Source organism: Mesorhizobium sp. M0626, from assembly GCF_040320665.1.
Lineage (GTDB): Bacteria > Pseudomonadota > Alphaproteobacteria > Rhizobiales > Rhizobiaceae > Mesorhizobium.
Genome location: NZ_JAMYQD010000003.1, coordinates 45,594 through 68,353, shown reverse-complemented (window position 1 = coordinate 68,353; position 22,760 = coordinate 45,594). Strand labels below are relative to the sequence as shown.

The 22,760-nt window shown below is 62.4% G+C and carries 19 protein-coding genes; 7 read left to right on the top strand and 12 right to left on the bottom strand.

The features are described from left to right. Positions 1-592 precede the first annotated feature (592 nt). Complete coding sequence (locus NKI37_RS04100; protein WP_352624245.1) at positions 593-1,507, top strand: glucosamine inositolphosphorylceramide transferase family protein; 915 nt, start codon at positions 593-595, stop codon at positions 1,505-1,507. Positions 1,508-1,549: 42 nt separating this feature from the next. Here NKI37_RS04100 and NKI37_RS04095 read toward each other — a convergent pair whose 3' ends face one another. Then, positions 1,550-2,653 carry an acyltransferase family protein gene (locus NKI37_RS04095; protein WP_352789534.1) on the bottom strand — a complete coding sequence of 368 codons (1,104 nt, stop codon included), beginning with the start codon at positions 2,651-2,653 and terminating at the stop codon, positions 1,550-1,552. Between the two features lie 379 nt (positions 2,654-3,032). On the opposite strand from NKI37_RS04095, the gene NKI37_RS04090 reads away from it, so the two are divergent. The 5 genes from NKI37_RS04090 to NKI37_RS04070 all read left to right on the top strand — a co-directional run bounded on the left by NKI37_RS04090 (position 3,033) and on the right by NKI37_RS04070 (position 9,227). Continuing rightward, a complete protein-coding gene (locus NKI37_RS04090) occupies positions 3,033-4,292 on the top strand; it encodes a VpsF family polysaccharide biosynthesis protein (protein ID WP_023751290.1) in 1,260 nt (419 codons plus the stop codon). A 218-nt stretch (positions 4,293-4,510) separates the two neighbouring features. Continuing rightward, the gene (locus tag NKI37_RS04085; protein WP_031243977.1) at positions 4,511-6,109 is read left to right on the top strand and encodes a GumC family protein; all 1,599 of its coding nucleotides are present in this window, start codon (positions 4,511-4,513) and stop codon (positions 6,107-6,109) included. Between the two features lies 1 nt (position 6,110). Further along, positions 6,111-7,217, top strand: coding sequence for a glycosyltransferase (locus NKI37_RS04080; protein ID WP_023671792.1), 1,107 nt, complete (start codon positions 6,111-6,113; stop codon positions 7,215-7,217). A gap of 169 nt (positions 7,218-7,386) precedes the next feature. Further along, positions 7,387-8,115, top strand: a complete 729-nt coding sequence (locus NKI37_RS04075; protein ID WP_023671791.1) for a N5-glutamine methyltransferase family protein — start codon at positions 7,387-7,389, stop codon at positions 8,113-8,115. Next, complete coding sequence (locus NKI37_RS04070; protein ID WP_023671790.1) at positions 8,112-9,227, top strand: hypothetical protein; 1,116 nt, start codon at positions 8,112-8,114, stop codon at positions 9,225-9,227. Before NKI37_RS04075 ends, NKI37_RS04070 begins: the two co-directional genes overlap by 4 nt. 134 nt (positions 9,228-9,361) lie before the next feature. Here the strand turns inward: NKI37_RS04070 and nadE are convergent, their stop codons facing one another. The 4 genes from nadE to asnB are packed head-to-tail and all read right to left on the bottom strand — an operon-like array spanning position 9,362 to position 14,157. After that, entirely contained in the window at positions 9,362-10,366 is a 1,005-nt protein-coding gene (gene nadE, locus NKI37_RS04065; RefSeq protein WP_352789537.1) for an NAD(+) synthase, read from the bottom strand. Further along, on the bottom strand, positions 10,363-11,910 hold the full coding sequence (locus tag NKI37_RS04060; RefSeq protein ID WP_352789540.1) for a class I adenylate-forming enzyme family protein: 1,548 nt from the start codon (positions 11,908-11,910) through the stop codon (positions 10,363-10,365). The genes nadE and NKI37_RS04060 overlap by 4 nt, the downstream gene beginning before the upstream one ends. Positions 11,911-11,933: 23 nt before the next feature. After that, the gene (locus tag NKI37_RS04055; RefSeq protein WP_023696872.1) at positions 11,934-12,194 is read right to left on the bottom strand and encodes an acyl carrier protein; all 261 of its coding nucleotides are present in this window, start codon (positions 12,192-12,194) and stop codon (positions 11,934-11,936) included. A 25-nt stretch (positions 12,195-12,219) separates the two neighbouring features. After that, positions 12,220-14,157 (bottom strand): asparagine synthase (glutamine-hydrolyzing), encoded by a 1,938-nt coding sequence (gene asnB / locus NKI37_RS04050; protein WP_352789543.1) that lies wholly within the window; start codon positions 14,155-14,157, stop codon positions 12,220-12,222. Positions 14,158-14,455: 298 nt separating this feature from the next. On the opposite strand from asnB, the gene NKI37_RS04045 reads away from it, so the two are divergent. After that, positions 14,456-15,325, top strand: coding sequence for a hypothetical protein (locus tag NKI37_RS04045; protein WP_023671785.1), 870 nt, complete (start codon positions 14,456-14,458; stop codon positions 15,323-15,325). 207 nt (positions 15,326-15,532) lie between these two features. Here the strand turns inward: NKI37_RS04045 and amaB are convergent, their stop codons facing one another. From amaB to NKI37_RS04010, 7 genes are all read right to left on the bottom strand, one after another. Continuing rightward, positions 15,533-17,047 (bottom strand): L-piperidine-6-carboxylate dehydrogenase, encoded by a 1,515-nt coding sequence (gene amaB / locus NKI37_RS04040; RefSeq protein ID WP_023710989.1) that lies wholly within the window; start codon positions 17,045-17,047, stop codon positions 15,533-15,535. 175 nt (positions 17,048-17,222) lie between these two features. Continuing rightward, positions 17,223-18,497 (bottom strand): RNA polymerase sigma factor, encoded by a 1,275-nt coding sequence (locus tag NKI37_RS04035; protein ID WP_023683451.1) that lies wholly within the window; start codon positions 18,495-18,497, stop codon positions 17,223-17,225. After that, positions 18,494-18,868 (bottom strand): YciI family protein, encoded by a 375-nt coding sequence (locus NKI37_RS04030; protein ID WP_023671781.1) that lies wholly within the window; start codon positions 18,866-18,868, stop codon positions 18,494-18,496. The genes NKI37_RS04035 and NKI37_RS04030 overlap by 4 nt, the downstream gene beginning before the upstream one ends. An 82-nt stretch (positions 18,869-18,950) precedes the next feature. Next, positions 18,951-20,051, bottom strand: coding sequence for a DNA topoisomerase IB (locus NKI37_RS04025; protein ID WP_352789547.1), 1,101 nt, complete (start codon positions 20,049-20,051; stop codon positions 18,951-18,953). A 63-nt stretch (positions 20,052-20,114) separates the two neighbouring features. After that, entirely contained in the window at positions 20,115-20,876 is a 762-nt protein-coding gene (locus NKI37_RS04020; protein ID WP_352789550.1) for a hypothetical protein, read from the bottom strand. Continuing rightward, a complete protein-coding gene (locus NKI37_RS04015) occupies positions 20,873-21,751 on the bottom strand; it encodes a glycosyltransferase family 2 protein (RefSeq protein ID WP_286457639.1) in 879 nt (292 codons plus the stop codon). The genes NKI37_RS04020 and NKI37_RS04015 overlap by 4 nt, the downstream gene beginning before the upstream one ends. Then, entirely contained in the window at positions 21,744-22,679 is a 936-nt protein-coding gene (locus tag NKI37_RS04010; RefSeq protein ID WP_352789553.1) for a glycosyltransferase family 2 protein, read from the bottom strand. The genes NKI37_RS04015 and NKI37_RS04010 overlap by 8 nt, the downstream gene beginning before the upstream one ends. Between the last annotated feature and the right edge of the window lie 81 nt (positions 22,680-22,760).

Sequence of the window (22,760 nt, the reverse complement as noted above, 5' to 3'; positions counted from 1 at the left end):
CCAGGAACAGTGGGGAAAGATACCAAAGCAAAGCCATTTTTTGCTTTAACGAGAATAACTTGGGTTGACTAATATTTTAATCATCGGCCACGCCGTCGCATCCCGGCGCTGGGAAAATGAGCTTTTTAAGCGGTTGGATGCGGCAGGTTATGTGGTCTCGAGTTGCAACGCGCCGGCGGCGGCGCCAACCGCTCGGGGGCTGGACACTGTCTTGGCGATCGAGAGCCGGCGTTTCGGTCCCTCGCTGGCGGGCCGGTCCGAGCCGCTGCCGCCCATCGATCGCGGCCCTCCGGACCTCGTCATAGATCTCACTGCCAGCGCAACGGGGCAAGGCGCGCCAGTCCTGAGGCTCGAATTTTGCGGCCGCAACAGCTTTCCAGCCGGCGTTGCCGCAATGTTGGCGAGCGGACAATTGCCTGAACTTGGCGCTCGCCTCGATGGCGTTGTCGTGGCCCAGGCTAGACCGATGCTGGCAGACAGGCTCTGGCTATCTCGAAGCTGCAACGACCTGCTCGCCGGCGCCATGTCGCTGATCATGCAAACCGTCGCCCGCTTCTTTGCGGGCAAGCTTGTGCCGGTAAGCGACAACCCGGTGCCGATCCTGAAGAACGACAGTTTTGTTCGACACTATGTGCCCCTTTTCGGCAGGGCTTTGATCGATCGCGCCGTGCAAAAAATCAGGCGGGGACGACGCCCCTTCTATTGGCAGGTTGCCTATCGGGTGATCGACGGACCAGGCATCGCCGAAACCGGGCAACTCGACGGCAAACCGTTCACAGTCCTGCCGGACGATGGCCAACGCTTCTATGCCGACCCGTTCGTCTTCGAGACCGACCGCCGCCATCATCTGTTTGTCGAGGAATTCCCCTACGCGACGAGTCGCGGCGTGATTTCCGTCGCCGAGCTCGGTGACGATGGCACTTTCGGTGTTCCAAGGGTTGTATTGGAGGAAGCGCACCACCTGTCGTATCCGCAGGTGTTCGCACACGATGGCGAGATTTTCATGATCCCCGAAAGTGGTTCGGCTCGCGAACTTGTGCTCTATCGCGCCGCGCAGTTTCCCGACCGCTGGGTCCGCGACACGGTGCTGATGACGGACAGGGATTTCAACGACGCGACGCTGCTCGAATCCGACGGTCGCTTCTGGCTGGTTGGAACGGAGCGGTTCGGCTACGGCAGCGCGTCGGACACGATGGCGGTCTATTGCGCGCCCTCGCTGCGCGGGCCATGGGTCGCCCATCCGCTCAATCCCATTGCCGTCGATCATTCGGCCACCCGGCCGGGCGGCGCCTTTATCCGCCAGGACGATGCCCTGGTGCTGCCGGTGCAGAACGGATCGAGGGCCTATGGCGGTGGTCTGGGGCTGATGCAGCTTGAGCGACTCGACGCGTCAGACGTCCGCTTCGCCTCGCCCCGGCCGATCGGCGCGGGTCCAGCATGGGCACGCACGGGCATTCATACGCTTAACCGCGCCGGCAATGTCGAGGTCGTGGACAGCGCGGGCTGACTGAAGCGCTGAAAGCCGTGAGCGTCCCGTTGCGTGACCTGCTTATTTGTTCTCCGTGGCAATATGAGGAAGCGGTGTGTTTCTCGTCTTCCTTCTGCCGTTCAGGGTCTGAAGAATCGGCTTCTCGATCATCTCGTAAATCACCAGACTGACGAGGCAGGCTGCCACGATGCTGACCACCGACACCAACCATACCGTTGTCGGATGCTCGTATCCGACGGTGCGTCTGGCCAGGTACGCCACAGCGCCGATCACGAAGATATGCGACAGATAAAGCGCGTAGGAAGCGTCGCCCAACTGCTCGAGAAGGCTCCAGTGCTTGAGTTTCGGCTCCAGAATGAGGCTGAGATGAAGCAGGCCCGCCGCCCACATTGCTTGTCCCGCGAAGCTGATCTGACCCAAGAGCGGCGTACCGTCATCGACGAATGAAAGCACCACGCCTGCAGCGGTCATTACGCCGAATATCCAGGCACGGCGTATGTCGGAAGTGAAATCACCGTCCAAATAGCGCCGCCCTATCCACATGCCGATTACGAATGCCACCGGAGAAGGGTTGAGATAGAACTGGATAACAGGGTTGGTGGGAGCCAGCCACAGCCCGGATATCCACATCGCAATGAAAAAGACCGTCAGCACAAATACGCGCGAGGTCACGGACAGGAATGCGAACACCGCAAAAGCGATATAGAAAAATACCTCGTAATTGAGCGTCCAGCCGAGTGAGAGGATTGGACTGGCGCTATCCCGTCCAGGCGCTTCGTGAACAATGAAGAGGAGCGACTGAAGATAGTGGGGCCATGTAAAGACGGTCTTCTGGAAGAGACTTGGCGCGAGCGCCGCCAGAACCGCGGCGAGGCTGGTGAAAAGCCAGTAAAGGGGGATGATCCGGATTGCTCGGCGTTTCAGGAAGGTGGCAGCGGAAAACGGACCATCTCCCGTAATATGGACCATTATGAAACCGCTGATGACAAAGAACAGAACGACGCCCAGGCGGCCCGCCGTCACAATAATCAGATTGTCCACGCCAATCTGATAGGAAAAGGCGTGTGCGAACAGAACCAGCAAGGCGGCGCAGGCGCGAAGATACTGAATCGAATAGAATTTCTTCACCTTGATCTCCTGCGCTTTGCCGGCGCCTGATGCCATTGTGCCGTCCACAGGCAGCGCGTCGGGCGCCGTGCAAAGCATCGCCATCAATACGACCGGCCAATTAAGTGTGGGTTACCGAGTTCACGAAATAGCGTAAATCCGGCTGCCGATGCATGTCGCGCAAGTGCATTGCGTGCATTCGTTCCCACGCGGCGCACTTTGGTGAGATTTCAATGAGCGGTGTCCGGCTTTTCGGCAAAGCTGACATGTGGCGGCCCATGCCCGGCATCGCCACTGTTAAGATCGGGTTATCCATATTCCTTTACGTTCGTGCAGGAAAATGTACCCGGGGGCGCGTTCGTCCCCTGCCATCTCAATCGCAAGCCGCAACGCTGGTCGGATAATCGTGAGTGTCACCCCCACAGAGCAACAGTTCGTGACCGCGCAGGCCAGCCGCCAAGACGCCCTCACACTCCTGTTCTTTCTCCTCGCGGCCTTCGCTTTCCTGCTCCGCTCGACCATCTCTCCGCAGTTGATGAATATGGTGATGTCCTATTCGACGGAGGGGGGGTCGTTTCCCGAAAAGCTGCATATCGGGACCTATGCCATCTTTCTGCTGCTTGTCGTCATCGCCACGACCCGGCCAATTCGGCTCGAAGGCGATGAAGTCAGGCTGTTCAAGGCGACATTGTTATATTCGCTGCTGCTGTTGTGGCTGGTGCCTTATCTCTTCGTGATAGGCCGTGCCGGCTCGGCCGGCTTCATAATCGATTCCTATCTGGTCTCTTGTGCCGCGGCGATGATCATGCTTGCCCTGGGTGACCATGTGCGCAGGGCGCTTGGCAATGTCATCGTCGGCATGATCGTCCTCAGCGCCATCATCGGAACGATCGAGGCCGTCACCCAGCATCGATTCCTGCCCTATCCCCTCGTTGAGCTGGACTTTCGGCCGATCGGACTGTCGGCCCATCCGCTGGCGCTGGGCGCGCTTTGCACCACCGCCATAGGTTTCGTTGCATTGACGCGGTGGCGTATCTGGGTGTGCGCGCTTTGCATCTTCATTCTCTTCATCGGCACGGCCGCTTCGGGCGCGCGCACCGCCCTGCTGCTCGCTTGCGGCGAGATCCTGTTCCTGCTCGTGTTCCTGCCTTGGCCGGACTTGTCACCCAGACATCAACGCCAGGCCAAACTCCTGGTGCTGATGCTGACGCTGGCCGGTGGCGCCATACTGATTGCGATACTCTTTTCGGCGGGGCTGCTGAACCGCTTCAGCAACACGCTCTTTGATCAAAATTACGACGCGCGCGTCAAGATCTACGATGTATTCAAGTTCGTTGAATGGAGGGACATCCTGCTTGGCATGAATCCCAACGAGTTGTTGAAGATCGTCAACGAAAAGCTCAACCTCCCCTTCATCGAAAGCACGCCGGTCGTTCTTACGCTTTTGTTCGGCCTGCCGATCGCCCTGCTCTTCGCGTTTGCTTTCTTCCGGTTCCTTTTCAAGCTCCTGCGCAATACGCCTCGGGCCGCCCATATCGCAGCGGCCGCGTCCATTCTCGCGGCATTGTCAAACAATGCCCTTTCTTCGAAGGCGCCGGATATCATGCTGCTCGTCATCTTGTTGCTCGCTTATCGAAAGCCGGATGGGCGCCTCGGCACGCCCCTTCAAGGCCAACCAGCATCAACAGCGACATGACGCCAAGCCCGCTCCTTGCGGGTGCCCTCGCGACGACCTCTTGTATTTCCATTTGAAACGCCTGCACGCTTTGCCAGGCTACGACGGGCGTGGCAGAATACCGACCAAGGGTGGATAGATCGCTGTTCCGGAACGCGCCTGACACGCCTGGAAAATGAAATGTTAACGATGTTTCCGTAAAGCAGGCTGTGCGTATTGAATATTAAAGGGTTAGCATGATGTCCGCCGCTTCCGGTCCTCCTCCAGCCGCGGCCGCCGCCGGCATTAGCCCCTATGAACGGATCGAAAATGCGCGGCGCGCCAGCAGGCCAAAGCCGCAACAAACCGCGCCGATCATGGCACATGCGGCGGCACCCGCTGTAACGTCGGCCCCTGTAACGTCGGCCCCTGTGTCGCCTGCACCCGTGGCGCCGCCTGTAGCCGAGCCCGTCACGACGGTGACGCTCAACAAGATCGGAACCTTTCTCGAACTCGATTTCGGGCGTCTGTTTGTCTGGCTGCGCGCCGGCCTCGCTCTGGTATGCCTGCTGGCAATCGCCGGCGGGATCATCGGCGGTGCCTACGCTCTGCTGAGCAAGCAGCGCTACACCGTGACCACGGACATCCTCATCAATCCCGCCAATCTTCAGGTTGTTCCGAATGATCTTTACCCGCAATCGGCCCAGGTCGATGGACAGCTGCTCAGCGCGCGCAGCAAAGAGCGCATCTTGACCTCGGGCAGCGTGCTTTCACGTGTTGTAGACGATCTTGACCTGGCCAGTGACCCGGAGTTCTTCGACGCGGACCGAAGCCGCACAGGGACGGACGGCGCCAAACCCGACCCAAAGCTTACCGCCCTGAAGAACCTGGCGGAACGGGTTAGCAGCATCGCGGATGAAAAGTCGTTTGTCACGACCTTGATGGTATCGGCGGAAACCCCCGCTAAGGCGATCCTGATTTCGCAGGATATCGTCAAGACTTTCCAGGAAGAGCTGGCCAGCGCCGAGGCTTCCGGCGCCAGCCGTGCCGCGGCCGCGCTGGACGGGCGGCTGGGCCAGCTCAAGAGCGATGTGCAGGCGGCCGAAGAGAAGGTCGAGGCCTATAGGCGCAGCCACAATCTGGCCACCAGCAATGGGCAGCTTGTTTCCTCGCAAACCATGACCCAGCTCAACGGCCAGATCGTGGAGACGCAATCGCGCGTCATCGCCGCGCAGGCAAGTTACGACGCCCTGCTTGCCGCCGGCGCAAACGGCACCAATTCCGGTCCCGCCACGTCGGAGGCGCTTGTGGCGCTGCGCGCAACGGCCAACGGCCTGCGCCAGCAGATCGATTCGCAGTCGATGACCTTTGGCCCCCGTCATCCGTCGATCGTCAGGCTGAAGACGGAGTACAACACGGTCAGCGCGCAACTCAGCGCCGAATACGCGCGCACCCTGCGCCTGGCGAAGGTCAATCTCGATGCCGCCAAAACCTCGTCGGCCTCCCTCAATGCCAAGATGAATGACTTGAAGGGCAACGTGTTCTCGGATAGCGATTCCGAGGTCGCCTTGCGTGAACTTGAACGTGACGCCGCGTCGAAGACGGCTATCTATGAAAGCTTCCTGTCGCGGGCACGCCAGATAACCGAGCGCGAACAGATCGACAGCACCAATGTGCAGGTGATTTCCACCGCAGTGCCGCCAAAGGGCCGTTCATGGCCCCCGCGCACGGTCGTGATGATCGGCCTGGGGGCCATTGGCGGCATGATCCTTGGCATGTTGCTCGCCATTACCCTGGGTATCGTGCGCGACATGCGTCTTCCGCCGAACCGCCCGGACGTCATTGCCAGCCGCGCCTGAAATGGCGAAGCGGATTGTCTTTCACATTGCCAGCCTCAGGGGCGGCGGCGCCGAGCGTGTGTTCGTCCTGATAGCGAACGAGCTGGCATCGCGCGGCCACAACGTCACGCTTTTTACCTGGAACGCGCAGGGGCCCAATGCCGCCCTGCTTTCGCCTGCCGTGCATCTGGTCGATTTCGGCCTCCCCATTCGCGGCGAGGGTTATGGCAAGTGGGCGACATTGAAAGGCATCGTGCGAAGCGCGGGCCTGCTTGGCCGCCTTTCTCCCGACGCGATCTACAGCGCCCCGGAATTCGCCAATCTGGTCGTGGCGCTGGCGCTTTCCCTCGCGCGAAGCAGGGCGCGGTTCTTCCCGAGTTTCCACGCCGCCGCCTCACTGCCTTCCGGCAGCCTTGGCGCGAAAATGGCGGTCTGGCTTTCGGCCCTGGTTGCGGCCCGCGCCACCAGGGCCATCGCGGTTTCTGAGGGTGTCGGCGGCGATCTTGTGGCCCGAGGCTTCCCGAAATCCAAGGTCGTGGTCATCAACAACCCGCTGCCGCCGGCTGCGGCATCCCAGCAACGCTCCTACGCCTGGCAGGCAGAGCTCGCGGCGATGGGCGACGGCCCCATCATCATCACCGCCGGACGCCTGGTGCCCGTTAAGGATCATTGGACGTTGCTGCGGGCCTTCGCTGTGCTGCGCGCCGGCCGCCGGGCCCGGCTTGTCATCTTCGGCGAGGGTCCGCTGGCCGACGAGCTGCGCGCCTATGCCGAAGAATCCGGTATCGGCGCAGACGTTCTGTTTGCGGGCTATGTCAATGATCCGGCGGCCTGCTACGCCGTAGCTGACTTGTTCGTCCTATCATCGACCAGCGAGGGCTTCGGCAATGTTCTGGTCGAGGCCATGGCAGCGGGGATTCCGGTGGTCTCCACGGACGCGCCGCACGGCCCGCGCGAAATACTTGATGACGGCCGCTTCGGCGCCCTGGTGCCGGTCGGCGATGCCGCGGCCCTGGCAGTGGCGATGGCCGGAATGCTCGACCAGCCGACAACCGCCGCGATCCTGAAAAGCAGGGCGGCGGATTTCGAAATTGAAAAGATCGGAGACCGGTACGAGGCGTTGCTCTGAATTAGCGCATGGATCGGCTTGCGGCGGCACAGGAATCCGCCATTGATGGGACAGGACGCCGCCAACATAGGCCGGTTACTCCCAATCCAATCATGATCTTTAACATCAATTTACCCGGAGTTGGTAACAACAGGGAACCCGCGTTTTATCCTCAGGATAGGGATTTTCCTTGCCGCAGCATCACAGCCTTCCTGCCGGCCGTGCAAACGATCGCAATTGGCCGCGATTGCACCGCTTCATGCGGGTTGAGCTGGAACTCGCGCCTGACGTCCTGGTGCCGCGAGCCGAAACGGAACTGCTTGGCCGGACGGCCGCGGCCATTCTTGGCGAACAGGCGCACGAAACGATCCTGATCGACATGTGCTGCGGCAGCGGCAATCTTGCCGTGGGCATCGTCAGCGAATGTCCTCGGGCTCGGGCGTGGGCGGCGGACCTGACCGACAGCACGGTTTCGCTTGCCCGCCGCAATGTTGTGCGCCTCGCCCTGCAGGACAGGATCAAGGTCCGGCAAGGCGACCTATTTGCCGCGATCGAGGGTGACGGCCTCCGCGGCGCTGCCGACATGGTTGTGTGCAACCCGCCCTATATTTCCTCATCCCGTCTCGATAGCGAAAGCGCGCATCTGTTGGAGAACGAACCTCGGGAAGCTTTCGACGGCGGCCCTTACGGTATTTCGATCCTCCAAAGGCTGGTCCGGGATGCCGCAGCTTTCCTCAAGCCAGGCGGATGGCTGCTATTTGAGTTCGGCGAAGGTCAAGATCGGCAGATAGCAACCCTTTTATCGAGAACGAAATCCTACGAAACCCCAACCTTTGCCGTGACGGCCGACGGCCAGCCCCGTGTCGCCATGGCGCGCAAACATGGTGGCCGGGTTCCCGGAACCGGGAGCCCGGCGTGAGCGTCGTCCGCGCCCTCGATCAGGCCGACCTTGCGGCCGTCGCGGGCATGTTTCAACGCATGCTGCGCAAGAAGCGGGGGCCAGCGCCGGCCTCCCTCGTCGATTACATGAGGCGGTTTTATCTGGACGCACCCGACTGGGGCAGCGGGCTCCGTTCGCTTGTCCATGTCAATGACGCCGGCCAGGTTTCCGGGTTCGTCGGCGTTCATGCGCTGCCAATGAAATTCAACGGCCGGCAGCTCTACGCTGCCATCTGCAGCTCGCTGATGGTCGAGGATCACGAGACCGATCCGATGGCCGGTGCCCGCCTGTTGAAGGCCTTCCTCGATGGTCCGCAGGACATCTCCTTCAGCGAAACCGCCAATGATACGTCCGTGAAACTGTGGACGCGGCTTCGCGGCGTTGTGCTGCCGCAATACAGCCTTGACTGGGTTCGCGTGATGCGGCCGGCGACCTTCATGCTCAGCCTTTTTGCCAATCACATGAAGCTTGCCTGGATGTTCAACCCGCTCGCCCGGATCGTCGACCGGCTCTACCTTCGCAAAATGAAGGGCAGTCAACGACGCTGGACCGGCGTCGTCGCCAACGCATCGAGCCGGGGGGCATTTCGGGCCTCCGAGATCGACAGCGGCAGCTTTGCGGGGCTGCTGGAGCCGCTTTGCGCCCAATTTCCGCTACGTCCGCAGTGGGCGGAAGGTCAGCTCAACCATATTCTGGGCGATGCGGCGCAAAAGCCGGATTTCGGAGAGCTTGTCTACGTGTCGGTGGCATCGCCGAACGGCGCCAATGTCGGCGCTTTCGCCTATTACGCGCGACCGGACGGGATCGGCCGCGTGCTGCAGGTCCTCGCTCTTCCCGGCCAGGCCGGGCCGGTGATCGATTGCCTGGTCGAGCATGCCGCCCGGCGCGGTGTCTCCGGCTTGCGCGGCCGCGTCCAGCCCGCGCTTCTGGACGCCATGCTTGTAAGACGCATAGCCTTCATACCGGTCGCCTCGACCGTCGTGCATTCACGCGATCCCGAGCTTCTCGATGCCATGAAGAACGCGCAGGTCTTTCTGAACGGGCTTGCGGGCGAGCAGTGGAGCCAGTTGATCGGCGGCCGCTTCACCTGAAGCGTTCCGCCTACAGCAATTCCAGGAAAGGGTGCGCGGCTTTCCGTCCGGAATTGCGTAAAGACAAGAGCTTAGTATTTCTTTCATGCATGTCGTATCGCAAGACCGGATCACTTTTGCTCGATATGCATAGGTCAGGAGCCGACTTCGTCCACGCCGTCAACGAGCTGCGGGCGCAGGTGCAGATAGCGCGTTGCCTTTCGCTTGGCGGCGATGTCGGCCCAGACACGTTCGATCTGTGAGGCGGCCAATCCCGCCGCTTGCCCTACCACCTCGGCGGACACGCCGTTGTTGAGGCCGTAGAGACACAGATCCATCCGATCGTAAGGCAGGGAGAAGTAGAATTCTTCCTGCGTCTGCGCCAGCGAGTAGGTGTCGGTGGTCGGCGGCCGGTTGCGGACCTCTTCCGGAATGCCGAGATAGGCGGCTAGCGCATAGACCTGCGTCTTGTAGAGATGCGCGATCGGCTTGACGTCGGCGGCGCCGTCGCCGTTCTTGACGAAGAACCCCTGGTCGTATTCCAGCCGGTTCGGTGTGCCGAGCACGGCGAAGTTCAGCCGGTCGGCATGATAATATTCGAGCTGCTTGCGGGTGCGCTGCTTCATGTTGGTGGCGGCAACGATGCCGAGATAGACTGCCACCGGCATCCGCAGTTTCGTCTGCTTGCCTTGCGGGTCCTGCACCACCAGCGACGAGATGTTGTAGCCCTCGCCTTCGAGCACGTTCGCGATCACGATCTTCGAGGCCCAGCCCTTGCCATAGTCCGGGACCAATTCGCGGATGAAGGCGTCGCGGCGTTCATAGCAGCCCATTGCCCGCAGGGTCGGCCCGATATCCTCCACAACGGCCTCGACGCCGAAAGTGTCGGCGACCAGATGGCCGAGCCGCAGGCTTTCGGGGTCGGAATCGCTTTCCGGCATGAGGACGCACAGCACATTCTGGTGGCCGACGGCCCGCGCGGCCAATGCAGCCGAAACGCTGGAATCTATACCGCCCGAAAGACCGAGCACGAGGCCGCGCTTGCGAATGCCGCGCAACTGCTCGCGCAGGGCCGCCACGATCCTGTCCGTTTCGGCGGGGGGATCGATGGCCAGGGCTTGCGTGAAGGCCGGCGCATCCTGGGTTGAGCCGATGTTCATTGCTCGGCCTCCATCATCTCAGCCGCGAGCCGGCGGCTGACCTTGCCCGACTCAGTCTTCGGTAATTCGCTCCGGAACTCTATGATTTTGGGGACCATGAAATCCTCCAGGTGGCGCGCGCAGTGACGAATGATGTCCTTTCCGCCAAGCGCCGGGTCGGACCGCACGACGAGCGCGCCGATCGCATGCCCCAGCACCGGATCCGGCACGCCGACGACCACCGCTTCCGCGATACCTGGATGAGCGTGGAGCACGGCCTCGACTTCCTTGGGGGCGACCTTCTCGCCACGCGTCTTGATGATGTCGTCCTTACGCCCGACAAAATAGAGAAAGCCGTCCTCGTCGGTCTGGAACAGGTCGCCCGTATAGAGCACCTTTTCCCAAGGGTTAGGCCCCGGCCGGAGCGCTCGTTCCGTCGCGGCCTGGTTGCGCCAATAGCCCTGCATGACGTGCGGACCGCGGATGACGAGCTCACCCGCCACGCCCGCCGGCATGCGTTGTCCAAGGTCGTCGACGACAAAGGCTTCCGTGTTGGGGATGGCTATGCCGACCGACCCTGGCCGGCGGTCAAGTTCCTCGGGTGGCAAATAGGTGCAGCGCTTGCATTCGGTCAGTCCATACATCGAATAGATCCGGACGCCGGGCAGCAGCGAGCGCAGGCGTTCTATGTGGGCTGGCGGCAAGGCGGCCGCGGTGTTGGAAATATAGCGGAGGCTGGGCAAGAAACCCGGCGCCAGATCACGCATCTGCAGGATCATCGCCGCCATGGTAGGCACCAGCGGAAGGCCGGTGACGCCCTCTTTGCGGATGCGTTCGAAGATCTCGTGCGGGAAGGCGAAGGACTTCTCGAGCACCAGCGTGGCCCCGAGCCTGACTGCCATCAGCAACTGGTAGAGGCCATAGTCGAAGGCAAGCGGGAGGACGTTCAGGATGATGTCGTCCGGCGCGTTGCGCAGATAGGTGGCGATCGACCCCGCGGCAGCGTCGCAATTGCGATGCGTCATCATCACACCCTTGGGCCGGCCGGTCGAACCTGACGTGTAGATCAGCATCGCAAGGTCGACGTCGATGCCGCGATGGTTCACCTCCGCGCCATCGAACGTCAGGCAGTCAGTCAGGGACGCGGCCCCTGCCGGGCATTGCCCATCGGCCCCAGGGGTGGAAGCCACGAAGATGCCGGTCTTGCCGTGCGATGCGCAGGCTTCGGTGACCACGGGCATCAGCTTCGCCTGCGTCAGGACCGCCCTGGCGTCGCAATCGGCGATGACGTAACCGAGCTTGTCGGCCTTTGTGGAGGGGTTGATCGGACTGAAGGTCGCACCTGCCTTGAGTGCGGCAAAGATCGATACGGCGGCCTCCCAGCAGTTGTCCATGAAGATCAGGACGCGGTCGTCGCGCCTGATGCCATTCATGAAGAGAGCGGTGGCCAGCCGGCTCGAAAGGTCGTCGAGTTCTTCGTAGCTCAGCTTTTTGCCCCTAGTGACCAATGCCGTCTTGGCCGGGTGGGCAGCAGCCTTCGCCATCAGAAAATGCTCGATCCGCACGGGACGTTCCTCGCCGTTGGCGCTTACGCTGCCAGCGTTTGTGCTCTCGCCTCGATGAAGGACGAGATGCGGTCAAGCGAGTCCAGGTTGGCCGGAACGATGTCGGCATCCACCATCGCGATGCCGAAATTGTCCTCGATGAAGGCCACCAGCTCAAGCACCGCAGTCGAGTCGATAATGTCGTTCTCAATCAGCGAGGCTGAATCCGACAGTTTGTAGGAGGTGTCGCCGAACAGGAAGTTGTCGACGATAAAGCTTCTGACCCTGTCCTTGATTGCCGTCATCGTGTCTTTCCTTTTCCTCGCCGTCTCAGGCCGCTCTTGCCGCGCCGACCGCTTGGCCGGCGAAATTCTTCTGCCACAGCTGCGTCGACAGAATGCCGACGAAGGCGGCGTTGTCGCGAAATCCGGTCGCGGTCTCCATGCGGCATTTCTCGTGGAGCTTGGCCACCGCCTTGGCGTTGAACAGGCCGCCGGCGGTAATGCTCGCCTCGCCCAGGCAGTCACGAACATAGTCTAGTTCCTCCGCCCCGACGAAGGAGCGGGCCTCCGGGGCGCGGTAAGGTTGCTTGGTGCGTTTACCGATCGCCGCCGGAAGGTGGTGCCTGGCCACCTTGCGCAATATGTGCTTCTCCATCAAGCCTTTCAGTTTCATCTCCGGCGGAAGTCTTGCCGCGAACTCTACCACGCGATGATCCAGGAAAGGAAACCGCCCTTCGATGCCGTGCGCCATGGCCATCCGATCGCCTTGGCTGGAGAGGATGTAGCCGGGCAGGAGGAAGCGGGTTTCGAGATATTGCGCCTGATGCAACGGATGCCATAGGGAAAACGCCTCGGGCAGGCGGCTGGTCAGCTCTTCAGCCGCGTCATAACCCTTCAACGTCGCACGCAGATCGCCGGAAAAGAAGATTTTCGCCGCCGCCGTGGTCTTGAAGCGTGGCCGATGCGAGAACAGCGGATCGTCGAGGGCAGCGTTGCTGGTGCCGAAGAAGGCAGCCAGATACTCCACCGATTGCTGTTGCAGGCCCGGCAGATACGGGTAAAGCCGGCGGAACAGCTGCGGCCTTATGCGCGATGTGGGCTGCCGCCCGCAGAACCGGCGGACACGCGCCTCCTTGAAGACGTCGTAGCCGGCGAAGACCTCGTCGGCGCCTTCACCCGTCAGCACCACCTTCAGGCCGGCCTGGCGAACCAGGGCGGATAATTTGTAGAGTGGCGCTGGCGCCGTGCGGATGATCGGCCGCTCGGCAAAGCGGACGACCTCAGGAAAGACCCCGGCGATATCGCGGGCGCCGCATTCTATGGCGTGGTGGCGCGTGCCGAGCGCCGAGGCCATTTCGATCTGAAAGGCGCTTTCGTCATGCTCGGCGCTGTCGAAGGTTACGGAAAATGTCTCCAGTCTCCGAGGAGTCATGCCGGCGGCAAGCGCCGAAACAAGCGAGGAATCGAGCCCTCCGGAAAGATAGGAGCCGACCGGCACGTCGGCCCGCATGCGAAGCCTCACCGCATCGGTCAGAAGGGCTTGCAATTCCTCTGCCGCGTGGTCCTCGTTCGTGATCTTCGACGGCTCATCACGATGCGGATAGTCCAGGTGCCAGTACCGTTTGACCGTGACCTGCCCCTGCGTCGCGATCATCACACTTGCCGGTTCCAACTCGTGGATATTGCGGAACGCCGTGCGCGGAGCGATCGGCACCCACAGCGTAAAGATCTGATCCAGCGCAATCGGATCAATTTCAGCGGAGACGCCCGGGACCTTCAGCAGGGCTTTGATCTCCGAGGCAAAGTAAAGCACCCCGTCCTTACTTGTGTAGAACAGCGGCCGGACACCCATCCGGTCTCGTGCAAGCACCATTCGTCGCTGCCGATTGTCCCATATCGCCAAGGCGAAATCACCGTTCAGGAGAGACAAGCAGTCTTCGCCCATCTCCTCATAGAGCTGAAGGATGACCTCTGTGTCGCTCGACGTCCGAAAGTGCCGGCCCTTGGCGATCAGCCCTTCGCGCAGTTCTATGTAGTTGAAAATCTCGCCGTTGAACGCAATCGTCAAATTGCCGGCCTCGTCGGACATCGGTTGCTGGCCATCGCCGATGCCGATCACCGACAGCCGCGCATGCCCGAGCCCGGCATCGGGTGCTACGAATTTCCCTTGCTCATCCGGCCCACGATGGGCAATTGCGGCTACCATGTGCGTGAGCAAAGCTTCCGCATCCCGGATTGACCCGAAATAACCCCCGAATCCACACATCCCTTGAACTCATATTGAACGCTAAGGTACGGAACATAACCTCGATAGTGGCATCTGAGGTTAATCCGATATTTTCACCGAGCATGTGGTTAACAAGAAGTTTGCCACGATGTGGTGTTCGTGGCTAGGACGCGATGGCTCTCCATCACCTCGCGGTTGCGGCCGTAATAGCCGGAACGATAGCCCAGGCTCGCTCTAGGCCTTTTGTCCGGGTTGGCATGGCTGGACACGGGCGGCTAAGGCTGGAAATGTGATTGCACGTCTTCGCTGCCGGGGGGCTGGCCGGAGGACGAGGAGGATGGCGCTGAATTTCGAATATATTGCCGGCCATCCGGCGCTGCACCGTCATGTCGAGGCGCAGTCGAAGGCGCTGCTGCATATCTATGAAACGAGCCCACGCCTGGCCGCCGTGTTCGCCACGCAACAGCGCTGGTTGCTGGCTCACACCGGCCTAGCCCTGCATTTCGCCCGCGACCCGCGCGATCCCCGCACGGAACTGACACTGGCCCGCTTCATCGATGCCGTGCTTCACTATTCCGTCGCTAGCCGCAACACGGCCGAAGCCTTCATCAAGGAGATGCTGCACTATCACATCATCGAATACCTGCCGCACACCGGTGACGGACGAGCCCACCCGTTTCAGGTGACGGCAGCGACGCTGAAGGAATTCGACGGCTGGGTGGTTGCGCATCTGCGCACGCTCGACGGTCTCGACAGCGGCAGCCGCCTCGCCGCCTTTCTCGAGCAGCACGGCATGATTTCCAGGCTGCAGCCGCTGGTGGCGGAAGGCCTGCTCTCCTCCAACCCTGTGCGTGAGCCCAAGCAGACGTTTTCGCTGTTCATCTGGCTCAACAATGGCGGCATCGTCATGGATTGGCTGATGTCCGGCATCGATCCCGACAATGCCGCCCTCGACCGGATCCCGACCAGCGTGGTTTCGATCGGCGAATTCGCCAGTTGGCTAAAACTCTCGCGCACCCATCTTGCGCGCAAATTGCGCGACGCCGAAAAGCTCGGCAGCGTCGGCTGGCTGGGCCGGCGCGGGCATTCCGTAATGTGGGTCTCGAACAGCTTCTACCAGGAATACATGACCGTCCAGGCCGCCAAGCTTGCCGTTATCGATGCCGCGTTCGAGGCCTGCCGACCGGCGTCGCCGCACGCTGGCTGAACGTTCGGCGCAGACGCTGTTGCGCAGCCGGTCGTGCCGACCGCGAGGACCCGTCCGGGCGCATGGCCGAGGTGGCCTTTCCGCCGTCGGGATACGGACATCTGGACAGCGGGGGCGAAGCCTGAAAGCGGAACGATCCGCGCGAGCGGCAGCGATCCGCCCGACGGGTTCGGGTGGATCAACTGGTCAAAAGCCGGGCGCAGCATCTCAATCGATGTCGAATGACACGCCCTGCGCCAGCGGCAGCGCCTTGGAATAGTTCACCGTGTTGGTGGCGCGGCGCATATAGGCCTTCCAGGCATCGGAGCCGCTCTCGCGGCCGCCGCCGGTTTCCTTCTCGCCGCCGAACGCGCCGCCGATCTCGGCGCCCGACGTGCCGATGTTGACGTTGGCGATGCCGCAATCCGAACCATCGACGCCGAGGAAGCGCTCGGATTCCTGCAGGTCGCGGGTGAAGATCGACGACGACAGTCCGGCGCCGACCGCATTGTGCTCGTCGAGCACTGCATCGAAATCGGAATATTTCATCACGTAGAGGATCGGCGCGAAGGTTTCTTCGGTGACAGGAGCCACCTGCTTCGGCATTTCGACCAGCGCCGGATGCACGTAATAGGCATCGGGATGGCCATTCTCGACCCGCGAACCGCCGGTCAGCTTGCCGCCGTGAGCGGTGGCTTCCTTGAGCGCCTTCTGCATGGCGTCGAACGCCCCCTTGTCGATCAGCGGCCCGACGAGCGAAGACGTCTCCAGCGGGTTGCCGACCGAGACGCTCTCATAGGCCTTCTTCAGCCGCGGCAGCAGCGTGTCATAGACGCTGTCATGCACGAACAGGCGCCGCAGCGTCGTGCAGCGCTGGCCCGCGGTGCCCATGGCGCCAAAGGCGATGGCGCGCAGCGCCATGTCGAGATCGGCGGTCGGGCAGACGATGCCGGCATTGTTGCCGCCGAGCTCGAGCACGGCGCGGGCAAAGCGCTTGGCCAGCCGCGGGCCGACATCCCGGCCCATGCGGGTCGAGCCGGTGGCAGAAACCAGCGCCACCTTCGGGTGGTCGACCAGGATCTCGCCGACGGAGCGGTCGCCAATCAGCACCGGTGCCAGGCCCTGCGGCGCATCCGCGCCGAAGCGCTTGACCGCGCCGGCAAAAATCGCCTCGCAGGCGAGCGCCGTCAGCGGCGTCTTTTCCGAGGGCTTCCACACCACGGCGTCGCCGCAGACCAGCGCGAGCGCCGCGTTCCACGACCACACCGCGACCGGGAAGTTGAAGGCCGAAATGACGCCGACGACGCCGAGCGGATGCCAGGTCTCCATCATGCGATGTCCCGGACGCTCGGTGGCGATGGTCAGACCGTAGAGTTGGCGGGAAAGGCCGACGGCGAAATCGCAGATGTCGATCATTTCCTGAACTTCGCCGAGGCCTTCCGACGGGATCTTGCCGACCTCGATCGACACCAGCCGGCCAAGCTCGGTTTTGTGCGCGCGCAACTCCTCGCCGAGCAGCCGCACCAGTTCGCCGCGCCGGGGACCCGGCACCATCCGCCAGGCCTGGAACGCCGTGTGCGCGGCATCGATGGTCTTGGCCGCATCGGCCGGCGAAATCGTCTTCAGCGCCGCGATCTGTTCACCCGTCACCGGGCTGCGCACGACGAGGTCGCCGCCGGTCAGCGCGTCCTTGGCCACACCCAGTTTCGCCAGAAGTTCGGCCGTTTCCTTCGCTATCGTCATTTTCATCCCTTTCAGATCCGCTCGCCATCATAGGGCGGCGGTCGAGCCTTGGCGCCATTATCGCCCGCATGCCGCAGGCGCTGTCATGGCGTGCCATTACTCGTTTCAGGGGAAAATCGCCACCCCGGCATGGTCCAAGCCGGGATTGCACGATTGAGCCACAGGAGGAACAGGTTTAGTGCGCTGTCTTCGCCGGCGCCTTCACGGCTCCGTCTCGCATCAGCCGGTCGATATGCATGCGGATATGGGCGGCTTCCGCTGCCGTGTTGGCCAACGCAATGGCGCGATCGAAGGCGACACGCGCCTCTTCGCCACGGCCGAGCTGCATCAACAGACCGCCCTTGAGGCCGAAGAAGTGGAAATAGCCGGACAGCCTCTCGCCAAGCGGCTCGATCATGGCAAGGGCAGCTTCCGGCCCGCGCACCTTGGCGACCGCAACCGCACGGTTCAGCGTCACCACCGGCGAAGGTTGCATCGCCTCCAGCAGGCTGTAGAGCAGGTCGATCTCTGTCCAGTCGGTCTCCTCGGGGGTTGCCGCCCGCGCATGAAGGGCGGCGATCGCCGCCTGCACCTGGTAGGGTCCGGGCTTCTGGTGGCGCAGGGCCTTGTCGACCAGCGCCAGGCCTTCGTCGATCATCTTGCGGCTCCACAGCGAGCGGTCCTGGTCGTCGAGCAGCACGATCTCGCCATTCTCGTCGAAGCGGGCCGGCGCGCGCGCATGCTGCAGCAAAAGCAATGCCGTCAGGCCCATGATCTCCGGCTCGGTCTGGAACAGCCGCAGCAACAGGCGCGCCAGCCGGATCGCCTCCTCGCAAAGCGGCGCACGCGCCGGCGCCTCGCCGCTGTTGGTGGAATAACCTTCGTTGAAGATCAGATAGACCATGGCGGCAACGGCGCCGAGCCGCTCCGAGCGCTCGACCGCGCCGGGCGTCTCGAACGGCACGCCGGCATCGGCAATGCGCGCCTTGGCGCGCGTGATACGCTGTTCCATGGCGCTTTCGCCGACCAGGAACGCACGCGCGATCTGCTTGACGGTGAGACCGGAGACGATGCGCAGCGCCACCGCGATCTGCTGCGTAGGCGGCAGATCCGGATGGCAGCAGATGAACAAGAGCCGCAATATGTCGTCGCGGTAGTGCGCGCCGTCCAGCCGTTCGGCGATATCGCTCTCGGCATCTTCCAAGTCCGAGATCTGGTCCTCTTCCGGCATCGGCGCCTGCTTGGCGCGCTTGCGCACCGCGTCGATGCCGGTGTTGCGGCCGACAAAGATCAGCCAGGCCGCAGGATCGCGCGGCGGCCCGTTCTGCGGCCAGTTCTTGAGTGCCCTCAGGCACGCGTCCTGGAAAGCTTCCTCCGCCGTATCGAGATTGCGGAAATAGCGCAGCAGCGCACCCATAGCCTGCGGGCGGGCAGCGCTGATCGCCGAGCTTATCCAGGCGAGGTCTGTCATGTGGCTACTCTGGTTGGGTTGAAGACGGAAACCGGTCGGATCTCATAGGATCCGCCGCTGGGATTGACCTCGGAAAGCTCGCGCGCGAAGTCGACGGCTTCGTCGAGATCGGCGCATTCCAGCGTGTAGAAGCCGAGGAACTGTTCCTTGGTCTCGGCAAACGGGCCGTCGATGACGACCGATTCGCCCTTGACCTTGCGCAGCGTCGTCGCGGCGGTGGTGGGCAAAAGCCGCGCCACCGGCCCAAGCCGGCCGGCTTGAGCGTATTTTTCCTGCACATGCATGAGCTTTGCCATGACCTCGTCATCCTGTGCCTTGCTCCAGGAGGAGACGACATCTTCGGAGGCATAGCAGAGGATAGCGTAGAGCATGGGACGTCCTTTTCTGTCTCAAAGGACGAAACAGTAGGGCCTATGCCGACATGGCGTCGACAAAAAAGTTACGCCATTTTTGTCAGCCTTCGCTTGCCTTCAACCATCTCAGCACAAGAGCCTCTTCATCATCGAGACCGTCTATCGATCGCTTGCGCTTGTTGGCCTCGGTCATTTCGCTAAGCAGCCGCCCTTCCACCCAGGCTTCGAAAACCTGTGGATGGATGTAGCATTTGCGGCAGACGGCGCGTGTGTTGCCGAGCCGCTCGGCCACCTTGTCGATGACGGCGTTCATTACACGCTTGGTCTGCGCCTGGCTTTCGGGAAGATCCGTCCGCGCAAACAGCGACGCGGCATGGATGGTACCGCCCCAGGTGCGGAAATGCTTGGAGCTGAAATTGGCGCCGATCGCGTCGCGGATATAGCGGTTGACATCGTCGGAACGCACCCCATGCCTCTCGCCGTCCTCGTCGAGATATTGGAACAGTTGCTGCCCCGGAATATCCTGCGCGCCGCGCACGACCCGGGCGATGCGGCGGTCGACCAGCTTCAATTTCCATTCCTTGCCGGACTTGCCCTTGAAGGCAAAGCGCAGGCTCGATCCCTTGATGTCGACGTGGCGGTCGCGTAGCGTCGTCAGCCCAAAGCTCTTGTTGTCGCGGGCATAGGCGGCATTGCCGACCCGGATCATCGTGTTGTCGAGCAGCCAGACAATTGCCGCCACGACGCGCTCGGCCGGCAGGCCACGGCGGCGCAGATCGGCATCGATCCGGCGGCGCAGCTCCGGCAGGCTTTCGGCAAAGGCGACAAGGCTGGAGTATTTGGCGCCGTCGCGCTCGGCGGCCCACAGCGGATGGTAGCGGTACTGTTTGCGCCCGCGCTGGTCGCGGCCGGTCGCCTGGATGTGGCCGGCGGGATCGGGCGAGATCCACACATCCGTCCATGCCGGCGGAATGGCCAGCGCCTTGATGCGGGCAATGGCTGCCGCGCCGACGGCCTGTCCTTTCGCGCCCTTGTAGGAAAAGCCTTCGCCCGCCTTCAGGCGCCGGATCCCCGGCTCGCTGTCGCTGATATAGGTGAGCGAGACCTGTTCGGCAGCGGTCTGCGCGCCGTTCTTCGGCGCTCCATCGTCCCCCCGTCCGGCAGCCGACCGGCCGGATGGCGTCCCAGATTTGTCAAGCATGCCCGCTCCACGAAATTTTTCTCGTAGATAAGCGCTAAGCCGACTGCTGGTTCCACCCCGTTGCTATGGAATGTGGTCGGGTCCACCAATGGTGGCACCAGCCGGCACGGCCATCCAGAGGCCGCCATCGTCGACGTGAGGCGGATGGTAGTCGCGCCCGGGCGGAATCTGTTCGAACACGGCCCCTGCCTCATCGGCAAGGTAGTCATAGCCCAAATCCTGCAGGAGCCCCTTTGGATCAAGGTGGTGGTAGAGATTGCGGCGGGCGATCCGCCGCTTCGGCTCCATCATCTTTAAATGATAGAGGTTGAGCCCGCTGTTGCGGGCCTTGAAACCAAGATCGGGAGGATACCAGAGCCCGTGCAGGTCCTCTGGTCGGTACTTCGCCGGATCGTAGGCTCTGAACAGACGATACTGGAACTTTTCGGCCCACAGCCCGTCGACCCGGTACTCGGTCGGCGAATACAATTCGCGGAGCCGGAACCCCCAGGCCATGCGCCTGTAATCCCCCGTCAGCTGTCCGATCCGCTCCGCGGTACCGCGTTCCAGCCGCTCATCGGGATCAATAGCCAGGATCCAGTCGGCGGCAGCTTCATGCGCTGCGTCGAGCAAGATCCGCCGCCGCTGCGGCTCGCTGCTGAACACGCCGGTCGCCCCGCGATCGTCATAGGCAATCCAGCCGTCAACGACCGGATCGATATTGGTGATCAGATCGGCAACCAGATGCGCGTCATAACGATAGCTGAAAACTGCGACCGTTCTCTGGCGCGTCCAGAACAGTCGGCTCCGTCGCCAGCGTCGAGGCTTGATTTGGCTCGTTATCATTTTCTTGTTGCCGCTTTCACGCGATTTCGCACGCCAATATAGACACCCACGGATTTGACCAGCAGGGCAAGCCAGACAATTGGCATCGACATCATCGCGAAAGTTCGATCCCGATCGGAAAGCCCGATCTTCGCCAGCTTGCGGGCATTCCGCCGATCGCGAAACGTGTCGCGAAAACACCGAAACGGAGTGTTCAGGGCGGACGCTGCGAGGTAATCGCCGCGGCGACAGCCGCGCCTGTACTGATCGGCAAGCAATCTGGACAGCCGGGTTTCGTTGCGATGAACGGTTTGCACCTTAGGCTCCCAGACCGGCTGCAGTTCCTGCGGCAGCCGCCCCAGGAATTCGGTGTCTTCGGCAGCAGGCATGGTTTCATCGAACAAGCCATATTCATCGAACAGCCGCCGATCGAACGACACGCCGTAACGCAGCGCACGATCCGACGGCAGACCGGGAAGCCGTCGCATGAACATGATCAGATGAGCCGCACAGGCGATCAGATTGCGCGGATGGCTATTCACCATCGCGCTCGCCACGGCGCGGTCGCCAGCCAGATGCCGCTGCATCCGTGCCTCGGCCCAGCCCGAACAGGCGAGGCAATCATCGGCAAGAAAGGCAACGAAAGGCGCTTTGGTGGCCGCAATGCCGAGATTGCGGGCTGCGCCTACAAACAGCCTTCGACCGACCTCGATCACTGGCACCTTGACCCCGGCGCCGGTCAGCAGCGCCAGGACCTCGCCTCCGCCCGAGTTGACCACCATGATCTCGAGCGGCTCATCCTGATCCAGCAGGGATGTCACCGCCTCGACGATTTGAGCCGGCGCGCGATAGCCGATGACAATGACGGCAAGCTGCGGCGGGGCTGATTCAGGCACGTTGCAACTGGACGCGCGGAGAGGAAAACCAGCGCCGCAGCGCCAGCTTCAGCTGGTAGCGCCTGCAACGCCAGGTGTTCGACCGCACCTTCGGCGCCGCCGCCGCGATCCTCAGGAACCGCGCCGCCGTCTCCAGATCGCCGCGCGCATAGTGAACCCGGGCGATCTTGAGGGCGACCAGCCCCTCCCTGGTCTTTAGCGACGACAGTGGGATGCTACAGTCAGTCAGCTCGCGCAGCGCCAGCCGCCAGTCGAGAAAGCGGCGCACCGGCCTGGTGATGAAGCGATCATCGGAACGCACTGCCGAAACGTGGTAGATCATGACGGGATGCACGATCAGGGCAAGCGACGCCCTGCCCATCAGCCTGGACCAGAACAGCGTGTCCTCGTCATAGGCAAGCCCGGTCGGGAAGCGCGTGTCGCCGACGACGCGCCGGGAAACCAGCGCACTGCCCACGGCGATCGAGCGAATGTGACCCTCCAGATAGGCCGAGGCATTGGCTATACCGTCTTCTATGTAGCCGGCTGGAAGCTTGAGGTTCCGGTTCTCGCCATCGGTGCGCCGACGGTAGGCGCCGATCACCATGTCGGCGGCCGGTTGCTCCCCCGCCCGGACCAGCATCGACCGCAGCCCGCCCTCCAGATGCAAGTCGTCGGCGTCGATCAGGTAGATCCAGGAGCATTGCGCCTGCGCCAGCGCCACATTGCGGGAGCCGCCCGCGTCCCGGCAGCTGCTCTTGAGCACGCGCAACGGCAACGAGAATTGCGTGGCGGCATTCAGCGCGGCTTCTGCCGTCCCGTCCGAGGAGGAATCGTCGACCAGCAGCACCTCGCCGATAACCTCGGCTTCGGAACGAAGCGAGGCCAGCGTGGCCGCAATGGTTGCCGCCGCATTGTGCGCCGGGATGATGACACTGATTGCCGTCAATACCGAACTCCGCATCAGCATGCCTGCCGACCGATCCTCCCCGAAGTTTCGACCGAGCATAACGGGCATGGCCGTTGTTGA